This is a genomic window from Pedobacter sp. R20-19 (assembly GCF_000708265.2).
Lineage (GTDB): Bacteria > Bacteroidota > Bacteroidia > Sphingobacteriales > Sphingobacteriaceae > Pedobacter.
The window spans coordinates 1-16743 of the sequence record NZ_JCKI01000005.1 but is presented as its reverse complement, the minus strand read 5'-3'; the positions used below and the strand labels follow the sequence as shown (position 1 = coordinate 16743).

General features: G+C 38.7%; 13 protein-coding genes, 1 tRNA gene and 1 pseudogene. 11 read left to right on the top strand and 4 right to left on the bottom strand.

The genetic code is table 11. The annotated features are described in order from the left end of the window. The first annotated feature begins 336 nt into the window (after positions 1 to 336). The 5 genes from AN34_RS12115 to AN34_RS12095 all read left to right on the top strand — a co-directional run bounded on the left by AN34_RS12115 (position 337) and on the right by AN34_RS12095 (position 4629). Entirely contained in the window at positions 337 to 1101 is a 765-nt protein-coding gene (locus tag AN34_RS12115) for an SDR family NAD(P)-dependent oxidoreductase (RefSeq protein ID WP_029285743.1), read from the top strand. A gap of 107 nt (positions 1102 to 1208) precedes the next feature. Then, on the top strand, positions 1209 to 2057 hold the full coding sequence (locus AN34_RS12110; protein WP_029285741.1) for a fumarylacetoacetate hydrolase family protein: 849 nt from the start codon (positions 1209 to 1211) through the stop codon (positions 2055 to 2057). Between the two features lie 7 nt (positions 2058 to 2064). Further along, positions 2065 to 2394 carry an L-rhamnose mutarotase gene (locus AN34_RS12105; RefSeq protein ID WP_029285739.1) on the top strand — a complete coding sequence of 110 codons (330 nt, stop codon included), beginning with the start codon at positions 2065 to 2067 and terminating at the stop codon, positions 2392 to 2394. Positions 2395 to 2404: 10 nt separating this feature from the next. After that, positions 2405 to 3226, top strand: a complete 822-nt coding sequence (locus AN34_RS12100) for an amidohydrolase (protein ID WP_029285737.1) — start codon at positions 2405 to 2407, stop codon at positions 3224 to 3226. Between the two features lie 233 nt (positions 3227 to 3459). After that, complete coding sequence (locus AN34_RS12095; protein ID WP_029285735.1) at positions 3460 to 4629, top strand: alpha-hydroxy acid oxidase; 1170 nt, start codon at positions 3460 to 3462, stop codon at positions 4627 to 4629. A 318-nt stretch (positions 4630 to 4947) separates the two neighbouring features. Here AN34_RS12095 and AN34_RS12090 read toward each other — a convergent pair whose 3' ends face one another. After that, positions 4948 to 6099: an aldose epimerase family protein gene (locus tag AN34_RS12090; RefSeq protein ID WP_029285733.1), complete on the bottom strand. Its 1152-nt coding sequence runs from the start codon at positions 6097 to 6099 to the stop codon at positions 4948 to 4950. Between the two features lie 132 nt (positions 6100 to 6231). On the opposite strand from AN34_RS12090, the gene AN34_RS12085 reads away from it, so the two are divergent. From AN34_RS12085 to AN34_RS12075, 3 genes are all read left to right on the top strand, one after another. Further along, positions 6232 to 6903, top strand: coding sequence for an HAD family phosphatase (locus AN34_RS12085; protein ID WP_029285731.1), 672 nt, complete (start codon positions 6232 to 6234; stop codon positions 6901 to 6903). Between the two features lies 1 nt (position 6904). Beyond that, a complete protein-coding gene (locus tag AN34_RS12080; protein ID WP_029285729.1) occupies positions 6905 to 7603 on the top strand; it encodes an NUDIX domain-containing protein in 699 nt (232 codons plus the stop codon). A 152-nt stretch (positions 7604 to 7755) separates the two neighbouring features. After that, a tRNA-Lys gene (locus AN34_RS12075) sits at positions 7756 to 7828 on the top strand. Positions 7829 to 8351: 523 nt separating this feature from the next. On the opposite strand, the gene AN34_RS22115 is transcribed toward AN34_RS12075, so the two are convergent. Genes AN34_RS22115 through AN34_RS12065 form a run of 3 tightly spaced genes read right to left on the bottom strand, consistent with a single transcriptional unit; the run spans position 8352 to position 12332 of the window. Then, positions 8352 to 8462, bottom strand: a complete 111-nt coding sequence (locus AN34_RS22115; RefSeq protein ID WP_082468387.1) for an AbiH family protein — start codon at positions 8460 to 8462, stop codon at positions 8352 to 8354. A gap of 37 nt (positions 8463 to 8499) precedes the next feature. Next, positions 8500 to 10248 (bottom strand): UvrD-helicase domain-containing protein, encoded by a 1749-nt coding sequence (locus AN34_RS12070; RefSeq protein ID WP_029285727.1) that lies wholly within the window; start codon positions 10246 to 10248, stop codon positions 8500 to 8502. Continuing rightward, a complete protein-coding gene (locus tag AN34_RS12065) occupies positions 10239 to 12332 on the bottom strand; it encodes an ATP-dependent endonuclease (protein WP_029285725.1) in 2094 nt (697 codons plus the stop codon). Before AN34_RS12065 ends, AN34_RS12070 begins: the two co-directional genes overlap by 10 nt. A gap of 242 nt (positions 12333 to 12574) precedes the next feature. Here AN34_RS12065 and AN34_RS12060 point away from each other — a divergent pair, with 242 nt between their 5' ends. From AN34_RS12060 to AN34_RS21655, 3 genes and pseudogenes are all read left to right on the top strand, one after another. After that, entirely contained in the window at positions 12575 to 14494 is a 1920-nt protein-coding gene (locus AN34_RS12060) for a hypothetical protein (protein WP_029285723.1), read from the top strand. After that, entirely contained in the window at positions 14475 to 16169 is a 1695-nt protein-coding gene (locus AN34_RS12055; RefSeq protein WP_029285721.1) for a hypothetical protein, read from the top strand. The genes AN34_RS12060 and AN34_RS12055 overlap by 20 nt, the downstream gene beginning before the upstream one ends. 445 nt (positions 16170 to 16614) lie before the next feature. Next, positions 16615 to 16743, top strand: a pseudogene (locus AN34_RS21655) (IS3 family transposase); the annotation flags it as partial.

The following is a 16743-nucleotide window of genomic DNA, read 5'->3' as shown; positions in this document are numbered from 1 at the left end:
TATAGAAATTTAATAGATATTTGGTTAAATATTATTTAAATATAAAAATATTATTCAAATATAAGTATTATAACCTTTTCGTTATGTAAAATTTCCGCAAGGTAAAAGGCCTTTATCCACCTTATAGGCATGGTAAAAACTTTTAAAGAAATTTAGATCTGCTGATAAATTATTTAATCAACATTATTTATTTTATTTGTATTCCTATTCTAATCAATCATAAATAAATGGAGTATTCAAATACCCTTAATCTTATTGAAATTGAACTTAATATTAACCGTACAATTAATTTTAATCCATATATTTCGATTATCAATTTTTATATAAACAATAAAGATGTTTTCATTAACGAATAAAAAAGCTGTAGTTACAGGTGGTGGAAGTGGCATTGGAAAAGCCATTGCTACTATTTTAGCCAAACAAGGTGCTGAGGTTCATATTTTAGAGCTGGGCACCGAGCAAGCGGAAGCTACATTGGCAGAAATCAGCAACCAGGGCGGTAAAGCTTTCAGTTATGCCTGTGATGTGGCTGATCATCAAAATGTTCAAAATATTTTCGATCAGATCGGAAAGATCAATATTCTGGTAAACAATGCAGGTATTGCACATATTGGTAAGGCAGATACCACAGAAGAATCTGATTTTGACCGGGTAATGCGGGTAAATGTGAAGGGTGTTTACAATTGTTTGTATGCGGCAATTCCTCAGTTGCGTGCTGCTGGTGGCGGGGTCATTATCAATATGGCCTCTATTGCTTCTTTAGTGGGTTTGCCTGATCGTTTTGCTTATAGCACGGCAAAAGGCGCTGTAAAAGCCATGACAATGAGTGTAGCAAAAGATTATATTGATGAAAACATCAGGTGCAATTCCATTTCGCCTGCCCGTGTACATACGCCATTTGTGGATGGATTTCTAAAAAATAACTATCCGGATCGCATTGAGGAGATGTTTGAGAAATTATCAAAAACACAACCCATTGGCAGAATGGCCAAACCGGAAGAAGTTGGTGCCCTTGCGCTTTATTTATGTAGCGATGAAGCTTCGTTTATTACGGGCTGTGACTACCCTATTGATGGCGGTTTTACTACTTTGAATAATTAGGCGGAAGCGAAAAGCCTAAAGCGGAATGAGGAATGCGGAATGCGAAAAGTTTTTGATAATTAATAATCTACATCTTTTATTTGACATTTAATACTAAATAAAACAACATGAAATTAATACGTTTTGGAGCTGCAGGCGCAGAAAAACCCGGAGTTATTATAGATGACAAATACTATGATGTTTCTGGTTTGGTACAGGATTACAATGAAGCGTTCTTTGGCGGCAATGGCCTCGAAAAATTAAAGCAAGATCTTAAAACAGCAAGCTTAACTGAAATAGATAAAGGTGTACGCCTTGGACCAGCATTGGCCCGCCCGTCTAAAATAGTTTGCGTGGGTTTAAATTATAGAGATCACGCTGCAGAAACCAATGCGCCCATCCCTGCAGAACCAATTTTATTTTTTAAAGCTACTTCGGCAATGGTTGGTCCTAATGATGACCTGATCATCCCTAAAAATAGTAAGAAAACAGATTGGGAGGTTGAATTGGCGATCGTTATTGGCAAAAAAGCCAGTTATGTTTCGGAAGAGGATGCCTTAAACCACGTAGCGGGTTATGCATTGCATAATGATTACAGTGAACGTGAATTTCAAATTGAGCGTAACGGACAATGGGTAAAGGGAAAAAGCTGTGATACCTTTGCACCAATAGGACCCTTCATTGCTACGCCAGATGAAATTGAAGATGTGCACCAACTTCGCTTATGGTTAACCGTAAATGGAAAAACATTGCAGGATGGCAATACATCTAACTTTATATTTAATGTTCCTTTTATGGTTTCCTACATCAGTCAATTTATGACACTCCTACCTGGAGATGTAATCTCAACAGGTACGCCTGCGGGTGTTGGATTGGGACAAAAGCCAGAGCCCTGGTATTTAAAGCCTGGTGATGTTGTAGAACTGGGAATTGATGGCTTAGGCACCAGTAAACAAGAAGTTAAAGCTTATAGCTAACAATAAGATGAAAAGATACTGTTTAACACTCGATTTAATAAATGATGAAAAGCTGATTAACGAATATAAGCAGTATCATCTTGCTGTATGGCCAGAAATTAAGGATAGCATTCGCCATGCTGGTGTGGATGACCTTGAGATCTATCTGCTCGGCAATCGACTGTTTATGATTATGGAGGTCGATGAAAGTTTTTCTTTTGACAAAAAGAATCAATCAGACTTAGCAGACCCTAAAGTACAGGAATGGGAAACCTTAATGTGGAATTATCAGCAAGCCTTGCCACAGGCTAAACCTGGTGAAAAATGGATTTTAATGGATCAGATTTTTAAATTGTAAATAGAGGATTATGATTGATACCCATGTTCATTTTTGGAATTTTGATCCGGTTAGAGATGAGTGGATAACAGCAGATATGGCCGTCATTCAAAATGATTTTACACCTAAAAATCTGATCCGTACTTTAAATGATCTAAAAATCTCTGGTTGCATTGCCGTTCAGGCCAATCAATCGGAACATGAAAATGAATTCCTACTAAATCTGGCTGATCAGCATGACCTCATCAAAGGTATTGTAGGATGGATAGATCTTAAAAATCCGGATTTAGATAACCGACTCGAATATTATAAAAACTTTAAAAAAATTAAGGGCTGGCGGCATGTTCTTCAGGCGGAAACAGCAGAATTTATGCTCGATCCTGCTTTCATCAATGGGATTAAACAACTGAAAAAAAATAGTTACACATACGATTTGTTGTGTTATCATAACCAGCTGAAAAGCATCATAAAAATGGTTGATCAAATTCCTGATCAGCCATTTGTACTTGATCATTGTGGTAAACCTGATGTCAAAAGTCAGGATTTAAAGACCTGGCGTGAAGACATTAAAACACTGGCTGAAAATTCAAATGTATCATGTAAAGTATCAGGTTTATTAACAGAAGCAGATTGGAAAAACTGGAAGGAAAAAGAACTTTTCAACTGTTTCGACGCAGTATTTGAAAATTTTGGCGTGGAGCGGGTGATGTTTGGCAGCGACTGGCCCGTGGTTTTGGTGAGTCGCCCGTATCAGGATTGGTTTAATTTAGTTCAAAAATATACGATGAGGTTCAGTGAAAATGAAAGGAAATTAATTTTTGGAGATAACGCAAAAGCTTTTTACAAGCTCTAATCAATGCAAAATATATTTTCGATTGCCCGTCATTTGTGATAATATTTAGTGTGTTTTCTATGAATGACTTATGTAAACATCATCTAAACTCATTACACCAATTGGATAAATTAACATCGGCTCAAATAAATGTTAAATCATAGAATAACAGATAGAGCAGGATGGAAAATATAATATAAAATATTAGTTTTCGGTTTTAAAAACAGGCATCTGACCAATACACTAAATTAAAAATGAGTAAAAAAATTACATTCCCATATCATTCTCAATATCCTTCTGTAGCCGACCTGAGAAAAAAGGCAAAAACAAGGGTTCCTAAATTTGCTTTTGACTACCTGGAGGGTGGTTGTAATGAGGGACTTAATTTAGCACGAAACGAAAGTGACTTCGATAATATTTACCTTAAACCTAATTATTTAAGGGTTGGTGGAGAGATCGATATGTCGGTAGAATTATTTGGCCGGCGTTACAGTGCGCCATTTGGAATATCACCAATAGGTTTACAGGGCTTAATGTGGCCTAATGCACCAGAAATTTTGGCAAAAGCTGCAGCCAAACATGATATACCTTATACCTTAAGTACAGTATCTACCAGCAGTATCGAACGCATTGCTGAGGTATCTGAAGGCAAAGCTTGGTTTCAATTGTATCATCCAACTGAAAATAGTTTAAGAGATGATATTTTAAAACGACTTCAATCAGTAGAATGCCCGGTTTTGGTGGTTTTAGTCGATGTTCCTGCATTTGGTTTAAGGTATAAGGAAATTAAAAGTGGCTTGTCCATCCCTCCAAAAATGTCAATTAATAATATATTGCAAGCATTTGCTCGTCCACTATGGGGGATCAAGACGCTTCAACATGGCATTCCTTCCTTCGCTACATTGAAGCCTTACATGGAAAAGGGATTGGATATGTCGCAATTGGGCCAGTTTATGAACCGAACATTTACGGGAAAAGTTGACATTGAAAAAGTTGCGGCTATACGTGATTTATGGAAAGGTCCATTGGTATTGAAAGGGATTACGACCGATGAAGATATGCAGGCTGCTATTCAGATTGGTGCAGATGGTGTGATTGTTTCCAACCATGGAGGAAGACAAATTGATGCGGGTGAATCATCAATCAATTCACTCATTAAATTGGCAGGCAATCCCTTGTATAAATCAAAGTTAAAGATTATGATGGATGGTGGTATTCGCTCTGGTGTTGACTTGGCGAGGGCGCATGCGGTTGGATCTGAGTTTAACTTTATGGGACGACCTTTTATGTATGGTGTTGGTGCATTAGGTGATGAAGGCGGCGAACATACCATCAACATGTTTAAAACGCATTTATACCAGATTATGCAACAATTAACCATTGAGGAGATTTCGCAATTTCCGGATAGGTTATTGGAGGTTTAGTTACAACAATCTGGTGTTATTTTTTACCACATAAGGAATTTAAGGGCATTGGTGGGATTGCTATTTTTTAGCTTAAGAGAAACTTTGCGCCTTTGAGGTTGAGAATATTCTAATTAGATAGGAAGAATTTAATTATAGCAGTTTCGTATTATTTTTTACTATATAAGAAATTTAAGGGCATTTAAGGGTTTGTTATTTTTATAATTTGCGAAAAACTTTGCGCCTTTATTTTAAAATTAGAAAGAGTGCAAATTATTATTTTGAGATGCTTGACTTTAAAAAAAGGGCTCCTATATGTTCAGGAGCCCTTTTTTTATCTTATTTAGAAAACTTATACGTAGTACTTGTTTTATAGGTTTGTCCGGGTTTAAGTTCTGTTGAGGCGAAATTTGGATGATTTGGGGCATCAGGAAAGTGCTGTGTTTCTAAACAAATGGCTGAACGGAATGGATATGCCTTTTTACCCTTCCCATCCTGATCGGCACCTGTTAAGAAATTACCACTGTAAAACTGCAAACCAGGCTCAGATGTAAATACTTCCATTTTAATTCCAGTTAAAGTACTTTTTACAGTAGCAACCGGTGTTTTAGCATCATGCTTGTTTAGGGCAAAATTATGATCGTATCCTTTCCCAAATTTCAGCTGCTCATTGGTTTCTTCGATAGATTTTCCAATGGTTTTGGCTTTCGTAAAATCAAAAGCAGTTCCAGCAACAGCTAACAATTTTCCTGTTGGGATTAATGTAGAATCAACTGGAGTGATGGAATCTGCGGCGATGGTTAATTCATGATCTAAAATACTCTTATTTCCCTCTCCGTTTAAGTTAAAATAAGCATGATTGGTTAGATTGACTACTGTAGCCTTATCGGTGGTAGCAGTGTAATCAATCTGCAAAGCATTATCATCAGTCAAAGTGTAAACCACCTTAACATCCAGTTTACCAGGATATCCTGCTTCGCCATCTTTAGAAACATAGGTTAATTCTAATTTTTGACCATCAAGCTGTTTTGCATCCCATACTTTCGAGTAGAAACCATCGGTTCCACCATGTAAAGTATTTGGTCCGTCGTTTAATTGCAACTGGTAATCTTTTCCCTCTAATTTAAATTTGCCTTTACCAATTCTGTTTCCATATCTTCCGATTAAGGCACCAAAAAACGGCTCGCCTTTTTTACGGTAGGCACCAATGCTGTCGTAACCTAAAACGACATCCGTTAATTTATCCTCTTTATTTGGCACTAAAAGCGATACAATGCGTCCGCCATAATTGGTAATGGTTACTGTAGCACCCTTTGCATTTTTCAAGGTGTAAAGGGTAACATTTTTGCCATCAATGGTGGTGTTATATTTTAAAGAATCTGTTTGCGCCGTGGCTTCTGTTCCTTTATCCGCTTTCGGATTACATGATGAAAGCGCAAGGACTAAACAAAATGTTGCTAATGGTACTGCGCTAAGCAATGTTTTTTTCATAAAGATCTATTTTGGTTAGGGCTAAATTAAGAAAATATATTATCGTTGCCATGACGATTATAATTATAATTGTAAGATTATTGATGTGTCTCGTGATACATCAACTAAAAAATCACATAATTTAGCGGCAATATGCATGATTTGAATTTCAAACCTAAGGCTTTTCTCTTCGATTTAAACGGTACTATGATCGATGATATGGAATATCATACTCAGGCGTGGTATGCCGTAATGAACGAAGATCTGGACGCTAAGCTGGATTATGAAACGGTAAAAAAAGAGATGTACGGCAAGAACCATGAGGTTTTAGCGCGTGTTTTCGGTAAAGATAGATTCAGTGATGAAGAAGTCAAAAAATTATCTATTGATAAAGAAAAACGTTATCAGCAGGGATATTTACCACATCTAGCATTAATTGACGGACTGGCCAATTTTTTAAAGCGGGCGAGAAACGAAAACATCAAAATGGCCATTGGTTCTGCGGCCATTCCCTTTAATATAGATTTCGTGGTGGATGGATTGAAGATTCGTGATTACCTCTCTGCAATTGTGAGTGCTGATGATGTGGAAATTAGCAAGCCACATCCTGAGACATTTCTAAAAGCCGCGGCAGCGCTTCAGGTTCATCCTAAAGATTGCCTGGTTTTTGAAGATGCTCCTAAAGGCGTAGAATCTGCCCTTCTTGCAGGGATGAAATGTGTTGTGTTAACGACTACGCATACCATGCCGGAATTTGAAGATTATTCCAATATCCTTACTTTTATTAGTGATTACAACGACCCTAAATTAAATACGCTTTTTTAAAATGGCAAAATATATTAATCAAAAACCTGTGCTGGTGGCGGTAGATTGCATCATCTTCGGTTATGATGGTGAACAACTTAAGTTGCTGGTGATTAAACGGGCTATTGAACCGGTTAAAGATCAATGGAGTTTAATGGGTGGTTTCATCGGCGAAGCCGAAGATCTTGATGGTGCCGCAAAACGGATTTTACTTGAACTAACTGGCTTACACGATGTTTACCTGGAACAACTTCATGCCTATGGTCGCCCTGATCGCGACCCTATTGAAAGGACGGTTTCCGTGGTTTATTTTGCTTTAATTGACATTAACAAGTATAGCACTCAAATCAATGATCAGTTTCATGCTGAATGGTTTAAAATTCAGGAAGTGCCTGCCTTAATCTTTGATCACGATGTAATGGTTCAGGCAGCAATGGATAAGATCCGTTATCAGGCTGCCCTACATCCTATCCTTTTTGAACTTCTACCTAAGAAATTCACGATTCCGCAACTTCAGGCATTGTATGAGCAGGTTTATGATGCCCCTATCGATAACCGAAACTTTATCCGGAAAATTACAGCCAGTGGTTTATTGATTAAGCAAACGGAAAAGGATAAATCAAACTCCAGACGTGGTGCATTTTATTTTAAACTGGATAAAAACAAACATAAGGCTCAATTTCAGTCTTTTTTAAACTTTATTCCGAAGGCTACAAAATAATTTATGGATAATATAATTGCTATAAAATTAACAATCAAGCAATTATCTTAACAATTTCTTAACGAGCATTCGTATCTAAAATTTATTTTAAAAAAATATTTGTGTGATTGATTTTAATCTCTATATTTGCACCTCCTTAAACAAAAGGAAATGATTCCGTAGCTCAGCTGGTAGAGCATTACACTTTTAATGTAGTGGTCCTGGGTTCGAATCCCAGCGGGATCACAAAAAGCCTTACAGAAATGTAAGGTTTTTTTGTTTAATTCAGGTTCCATTTTGTGGCTTATTTTGATGCATTTTAGTGAACTACTTTTAGACAGGTTTCACTGCCTTCTCAACCTTTTTATCATCTCTTTAAAAGGACTATCTATTGGAAGTAAATTGAGTTTATTTTTTCCACCCTTTTTCAACGAGGTTTAGTTTGTTTTTTTAATAAACGCCAACATGCCTTTAAGATGCAACTATCATGCCTTAGGGCAGCAATAGGATACGAGTAGGGACCGGGTCTAAATCTACGTTAGATTTAGTAGAAAAATAACTTGTAAATGGGAGCTGCGTGAAATGGAAAAAGATAGGTTTATAAACGACCTGAAATAAGCCGATAATTCAATGAAAACTGGAATAAAAATGAGGTGATTGAAGATTTGACGCTTTATGAAATTATAAGATATTAGTTGGCATTAAAAAGATCACACATATGACGCAGTGATAAATTATTTTTCTAATCAATTATAACTCTTTTGATAAGTTAATAATAAGAATGATAATTGCCAGTGACAAAACGATGGAAGTGGGAGTAGCTTGTCTTTAGTCCGTTGAACAGGTCGAAACCATTGCCGATGATATACAGTGCGGGCATTTATGATATTTTATTGTTGGTGAACCGGAGTTTACTACTATCGCTTTATATCAAACAACCCACTTAAACGCTGTTCGTCCGATGCCTCAAGAGCAGATACATTGATAAATAATCGTTGTCTAGCACGGCTGATTGCAACATATCTCACGCGTTGTTCCTCTATGTTAAGGTTCGGGGAGGTAAGATAGCCTATATCCTGTACGCCAGTCATCGTCACCAAAACGTTTTCAAACTCATCGCCTTTTGCTTTGTGAATCGTTTTGCATTCCAATACTTCATTGTCTGTATCCACGAATACAGCTAACTGCTGATAGCTGTGGTTATCATAAAAATCCCTAGCCCCACCTCTTGTCAAAGTCGGCATTCCTGGACAAATATTCGCCTTCACCAGCTCATAAAAATTAAAAAGAGGTTGTTGCGCAAACGTGCTTCTTTTGGATAGCAGCATCGAGAGTTGATGGAATGCTGTTTTTCTCCGCAGTCCCTTGTCGCTGATATGCGAGTAACTCTTTTCCATTTGCTTAATCGCTTCTTTGAAGTTTTTCTCGAACGCTAATTCCACAGACTTTATGGTTCGTACAATAATTTTGACACGGTCTGCATTGTCCTTTTCATATAATTTGTCCAAGAGGTTAACCGTCGGAATGGTAATATTATATAGTCTTTTCATTGCGTTCACAGTTACATTATCCCGTGAAAGGGTAATCAACATTTCCGCTCCGCAAATTGCCTGGGCCTGGGCAAAGGCTTGATCCTTCGTTCCTACGAATATGATCGGTTTTTCGCCCAGCTCACCTCTGAGAGGGTTCTGTGAGATGTCGTCCCTTAGATAGTTCAGGACATCGACAATCTTATTAGTGCTTCGTCTATTGTCCTCAATGACAAACTCCTGTTGCCCGGCAAGTGAAAATAGTTCAAAATCATTTACTGCTGTACCCTGGAAACCGTAGATAGCCTGCGCCTTATCTCCAATAACTCCAACTACTGTTTCCTTTTGAGCCAAAAGCCTTACTATTGCTGTTTGCACTGGACTAGTATCCTGAAATTCATCTATAAAGAAATAAGGGAATTTCGCTTGTAGTACTGAAATGATAAAAGGATATTTTCGGATAAGTTCGTATCCAAAAAACAACACATCCTCATGGTGAAGCCACCCCTTTTTCCAAAAAATCTTCTTGTAATCCATTAGCCCTGGCAGCAGGATATCGAGACAGTTCGGCTTGCTCAATCTTGTATTGGTGTCGGGATCGAATGCCTTAGTATTATCAATAGAAATCTTCAAGTCCTCGCCCACAAACTTATAGTCAATGGAATATAACCAGTTTTTCAATGCATTTAAGTTGCCTGGTAGCCTAAGGAGTTGGTTACGAGTCCAAGGATTTCGAAGCCTAGCAAGGTTTGGGTGATCATCAATCCATTCCTTAATATAAGCTCTGGACACGATGTGGTCATCATGCCCATCCATATATTTCACATTGATATCATATTCATGCGCAATGAAATGCATGTAAGGCCTAATAATATTCTGATAGATGAAACTGTGTATGGTTGAAATCTCCACCCTATCAATACTACTATCTAGCCTATTGGTTATGGTATCGACCGCCGTATTCGTGTAAGTAATACAGGCAATTTTACGATAGTTTCCCATTCGCTTGGAGGTCGATAATACCTTTTTGATATGGTTCACCAACCAATGTGTTTTTCCAGCGCCCGGACCTGCCTTGATCTTAAATGGCAGTTCTATATCGATGTTGTCGTTTGAGGTAATTGTTGTTACTGACATATCCAAAGAATTGCTTTCTTGATATAATATGGCACGTTAAAAGCTTGCTGAACGGGAGTAGTTACACCTACTGGGGCAGTAGTTGGAAGTCCTAAGTTGACCTCTAATAGGTTCGCAAGCTCTAATGCGTTTTCACCTTTACCCACCGAGTTTAGATAGCGGGTGGCAATGATAGCTTTTTTCTTATCTTCCTCAGACCAACTGGGATCTACGAGCGTGCTGATGGCATCTTTTAATTCCTTTTTTGGACCACTTTTCCCCAAACGTCCGAGCAAATCTGCAGTAGGTTTTGACAGCGCATACATGTTCAGTAAGTCTTCAAGCTCGTTTTTGTTGGATATGGATTTGGTGATCAGTATTTTTGAATCAACGTTGTTAAGGCTGAGCTCATATTCGAAAGTCTTCCCCTTGGGATGGTTCTGTCCAAAAAAGCGGATGTTGTTGTGGCGGATATATGTGGCAATCTTTGTTGCTAAATGGTCTCTATAAGTATAATTTGCTGTATCCTGCCCAAAATTATACGGATAGCAGCCCTCATAAAAACTTTCCGTGTTTTCTTTTTGCTCAGGGTCACGATCTTTGAGACACACCACTTTTTTAGGAATTGCATAGCGGTTGGTGGTATCGAAAAGAGCTAAAAAATTATCGAAGAAGCGGCCGCCTACTGGTACTACCGCTACATGGTGGTCCTCTAAATTCTTACCACAGTATTTCGCTAGAGTCGGAATTAGTATTTCCTCAGCAAGGCCCTCCACAAAGATGATCTTTTGCGCAAATAGCATATCTGACCGTGTGGCATCGAGAAAACGCTGAACATAGGCCTTAGAATCATGCCCACTAGGAGTATCGGGAAAAACTTTTCCCGGGTAACCCGCTGAAATGACACCTTTCTCATTATGCAAGCAGATGATTTCGTCAAGGGATACAGCGGATGTAATCTGTGTAGAATGAGTAGTTACAAAGATCTGACGAACCTTTCTCTTATTCTTGTTTTCCTTCAAGAATTTAAGGAATTTATACTGCATGGCAGGGTGCAGGTGGGCTTCTGGCTCTTCAATAGCTAATACCGGAAAAACTTTTGCGTTACTTCCTAGGTAGCTGCCATCTGAATTAACCTGCATTTTGGCAAGGAGAAGAGACATAAAGATCAGGTTATTGTAGCCAAGGCCATTGTGGCTTGCAGGAATTGTGATATCAAGTCCCGCATAGCCAATGATCAGCTTAATTGCGGAGTACATTTCCACATCGGAGATCGTCCCATCGAAATCAGGTAAAGCGTTGTTGAATGTAGCACCAGTTTGCGTAGCATAAGAGAGAATATGTTCCTTCCCTGCCTCCATTCGAGTTTGCAGGTCTTTGATCAAGCCTCCTGCCTTAGCCGTAAAATTAGTCTTGAGAGCCTTGATCTCTGCAAGCTTTGTAGCCTTGTTTTTGACAGCGTCATCAGCGGACTTAATCTCATAGTCCATGAAGAAGTCCAGGACATCTCTGAGCATGGTGTTTTTACCTGTAAACATGTCTCTTTCTACATCCCTGATGGCCGTAAGAAACTGGAAATCGAACTTTTGAAGCGCGGAACTGTCTGCAAGTACTCTCAAAGTGGGATCGCCACCGTAGATTTTGTTTTGATAAAATCTTAAAAACTCATGTTTAATCACCAGCCATGCATCTTGCTTAGTCGTGCATCCGGTGAGGGCGGTATGGTAATCCCCATGTTTTTCAAAGGGCAGAGAAAACCTATAGGTTAGTTTCGCTTGGTAAGGCTCTTCGAGCTTGATCAGCCAGTCCGCTACGGTGACAAGGTCGTCACTGGTTAAATCCTCACTCTTGCTCTGATCAATGTCTAGACTAATGACGATTTCAGGGGCATTGGCTTGTAAATCAGCAAGACTAATGTGTTTCGAGAAGTCATCTATTTCTAGCTTTTTAGGAACATTCTGGTCGATCATAAGTCCGATTGCTTTCAACAGGCTTGTTTTACCCGCATTGTTGTGACCAATGATAACGTTTACACCGTCGTTAAATTCAATGGTATTTTTGGGAAAGTTTCTAAATCCCTCAATAATAATTTTAGAAATGTACATAGAGCGTCGTTTTTGAGACCTGTGCAAAACCCTATATCTGCTATTGTTACATAAGGAAAGGTTTTATACTGGTTTATCCAAAACTATAAAACTATTGTGGGACTTGCAATAAGCGAACAGGTTCAATTTTCCCAGTGCAGGTTAGATGGGATAGTTTTGTTAAGGGTATATTGCTATCTTAGGTTTTTGAAACGCTCTATCTAAAAAAATCTATATCTGCTTTTCGGGTAAACAAAAATAATATGGGAAGTATTGAGTACAATGAACGGTTCAGTGAATTTGAACGGTTGAGAAAATCTAGTGGCTACCACAAAAGGGATATTATTATTGAAAATGCCACTTTTGAAATCTTAGATAAGTGGATCAAAAGTCCCGAACTTTTTGATTTTTTCACATCATGTGATGTATCAGGCAGCTACATGATGGACAGGGACGGGAATAAGATGGTGGATAAGGTTTTTTCACAGTTAATGCTTATCGAGCGCCTGGTCGATGGCGGTTTGGCTACCAACAGTTTGTCTTCGTTGGGCGCTTCGGTAAAGAAAGCGGCAGAGAAGTATAAGCCACTATTATATTGGAACGAATCGGGGATGGTTATAGCCTATCTCGACAAGATGGGCATCAAGAATTGGGCTAGATTTATAGAGGATGTTGAAATGGAATGGAACAGTTTCAATGCTTTACAAAAAGCATTTTCGGTTCTCGAAGTCAATTTTGAAGATGTTCTGAATTATTTACGAAAGTTACATTCTGCCACTGGACTTGCTGGAGCTGTTCACCAGGCTTCGCGGACATTGATTGAAAAGCTTTCCATCCAGCCTGCTCTTGCAGATAAATTCGATACGGAACTGGAGGTTCTGATTGGTGAAAAATATACAGAGGATTTTATGACCGCGATCATTATCGGATTGGTCGATAAAAAGACCGAAAATTTTGACCTGTTGTTGGACCGTTTAAAGGATCAATTTGGAAATGAAAAACTATACCTTTTGCTCTGGGCGTTCGGCAGATGTTGCCCTGATGAGAGACGAACGAATTTTAAAGGTTTGATAGAAGCTAAGTTCGATGCTGGAAAGCTTAATAAGGGACAATACCTGAGGCTTTGTGGGATGTGCAAATTTGTGGGAGACGAACTTTGTGCCCTTGCAAAAGAACCCATGAAAAGTGGGGATTTTGAAGGCGTATTTGACTATGTTTATGACCTAATTGCCCTCGAACATAATCAAGAGTGGTTTAGGCTTGCGTCAATCCAACTTTTTACGGTTGATGAACCCAGTTTTCTTGGGCAACTAAACCTCTTTTTATATTCACTTTGCGAACACAACCTAGACCTGGTCTATGAACTTTTGACCAAGCGTTTCGAGTCAATGGGCGAACACCAACTCTTGGATAGCAATCTTGACCATATCATCGATTTGGACCATGATCGTTTCCATGTCAACCTCACAAAATGGTTCAATTCTGAAAATCGAAATGTGCACAAGGCTATGTTGAGAATCTGCTCCGGGAGAAATTCCTCAGCGGTTTTTAAGGTTTCCAAGATCTACTTTGAGACGCTTTCGGCTGAGGAAAAGGTGTATATCTGTATAAAGATCGCCGGATTTGTCTATTCGATGGAACAGCTTCAAAGCCTGCTATTTTCAGTTCTAGATGCTGCCTTGCCCGACGACGAGGCACTGCTGACCAATCTCCAAGGAATATTTGTTGATTACCTGGTCTACAATTATAGGTCTACTTTGGATATGATAAAAGACCGATTGAAAGACACCAAGTGCCCTATTCATCAAAGGGATTTTTTGCAGCCAATTGATGATGATTATGAAAACTACTTTAAAAATCTTAATAAGGTAAGGGTATTTAAGGAGCTTCAGTCAGATTCAATGCTGGAAGAATTCACGCGGTTCTATAAAAACCAGCTCTTTGCTGCATCGATGAAGGAATCTAACACCAAGGGATTTCTATCGATGATGAAATCTGTTAATCTTTATGCGAAGAAATGGGCGATAAGAAGAAAAGAAGAGAAGGTGCACGAGGTTGCTGAACTGGCGTTGATACAGCACTCCTTTGAATTTCCATCGGGTGAGAAGCTTGATCCAACAAGGCAGGAAACGCTACGACGTAACTATCAAAGAATTCAAAAACATGAAATTAATTTTAGCTGAGTACATCAATTCCCTGAAAGAAGATGGGGAATTGGATAAGGTGATCCAGGATATCCTGAGGGCAAATGGAGTGGAGATGTTTTCGAAACCAGAAAGAGGCCGTCAGTATGGCGTTGACATTTATGCGGTTGGAAAAGACTTTACCGATGATGGGAAGAAGAAGGTTTTTCTAATCACCGTAAAGCAGGGCGATCTTGACAGGCAGAACTGGAATGGAGAAATAAATAGCGTGAGGCAGTCGCTTGATGATATCAGAGAGGTATTCATACCTAACAACCTCGCTCCACAACATAAAAAACTTCCAATAAAAATCGTCGTCGCTTATAATGGACTAATCAAGCAGAGCATGCAGCAGAATTGGAAAGGCTATACCAGTCAGTATACCAATCTGGATTTTGCACTATGGGAAGGCGATTTTTTGGTGGAACAGTTCCAGCATAACCTTCTGAACGAAAGTGGATTTTCCAATAAATTAAGATCGGCTGTTCGAAAAACCATCATCCATCTTGAAAATAGGGATTATCAATTCGGCGATTTTGTCCAGGTTCTTGATATGTTGGAGGAGGAGTTTAAGACGACTAAATTTAAGAAGACAAAGCTTCGAGTATTGAAGGAAATGAGGCTACTGGTTGCTGTAGTTATCAAATACTGTGATGAAGCCGATAACCTTTTGCACGCTGTGAAATGTTCAGAGAAGTATGTGCTTCGTCTTTGGTCGATGTTCATTTCTGGCAAACCGGAAAAAGAATTTAGTAAAGAGGTCGTGGAAGGTTTTTATCTGCATAGGGATACCTTAGAGAAGTACAACGCCAAATTCTCGTTTATCGTTGACATCAAAGACGGACTGGGCAGATCGGTAGGTGACGCACTATCGTATGGGACTGTAGTGTATGAACAGTTAGGGATTTGGTGTGAAACAGGATTGTTCTATCTGCAGATGTACGAGTTTTTGACAACTGGCGAAGCAGAAAATGCACAGCAAGCGGCAATGATATATAGAGAACGCGCAACCATTCTGGCCTATGAAGCGATCAGGTTGGTCAATAACAACCAAATTTTTTATACGCCAAGGTATGATGACCATTTAATAGAGATACATATGCTATTGATGCTTTTGTACAAGCTTGGTCTGAAACAACAGGCTATTGATATCCTGTTTGGTCTCCATAAACATATTGCCGAGGCATATTCCTTTTCAAGGATTTTTCCGGTCCACAGAGATCTGCGAACTGTTGCCGAACTAGAGGCTAATACCGACGTTCGGATAGGTTACGATTACAATTCGAGCTATCTCTTTACGGTACTTGTTGAATGGTCAATAGTGGTGAACTCCCCTAGGCTATATTCATCGCTATTGGGTGTTAAAGACAAGCTGTTAAAAGAGATTACCTTATTGCTTTGGTTCCCAGATAAAGAAACCGAAATCAAGATCTATACGGAAAATGCCAATAATGATTCTGGATACGCTCTTTCGGGTATCGAGCTTTGCAAATCGATGCCAGAATATAAGGAGCTAGTCGAAGAGGAGTATGACTATAACTGTTTTGAAAAAGAGTTTTCCTTTATCAAAGAAAGTTATTGGGCGATTGGACTTATCGCCTCTAGGCATTTCAGGACGCATGTATTTCCCCATTACTGGAGAAAATTTTTAAAGGATGAGGTACAAAATATTTAATCTTAGTGTTGGAAGAATATGCAGCCTATTGATGATACTATAACCATCAACCTTATTTCTAAACACTTTCTCAAATAACACTACCCCTTCACTATCTTTTTAAGTTAGACTTGTTGAAGCTTGACGATAACAAAGAAAAATTTAAACATTGGTAATTTTTGGGGTCTCGTAAACCGAAGGATATTATTTTAAGTTGACTTAATTTATTGGTTTTAAGAATAAAATCAATAAATTTACCCTATAGCAATTGTAACTAAAAAATACAGACAAAAAGGTAAGCGATTCGGTGAGTCACTTTTCAAAAACCTTCCAGATAGCTATTAAACGCTGAAAACTGAACGAAGTTCACATCCCAGCGGGATCACAAAAAACCTCATAGAAATGTAAGGCTTTTTTGTTTAGTTTGTCCCGTCCTGAAATAAGTTGACACACTAGTTGACTTATTATGCAAAAACAAAACAAGAACATCATCAGGCGCAGTCAGCGCGATTATAGTCTTGCCTTTAAATTACAAGTTGTGCAGCAGGTTGAAAAAGGCGAACTTACTTACAAAACAGCCCAGCGTTATTACGGG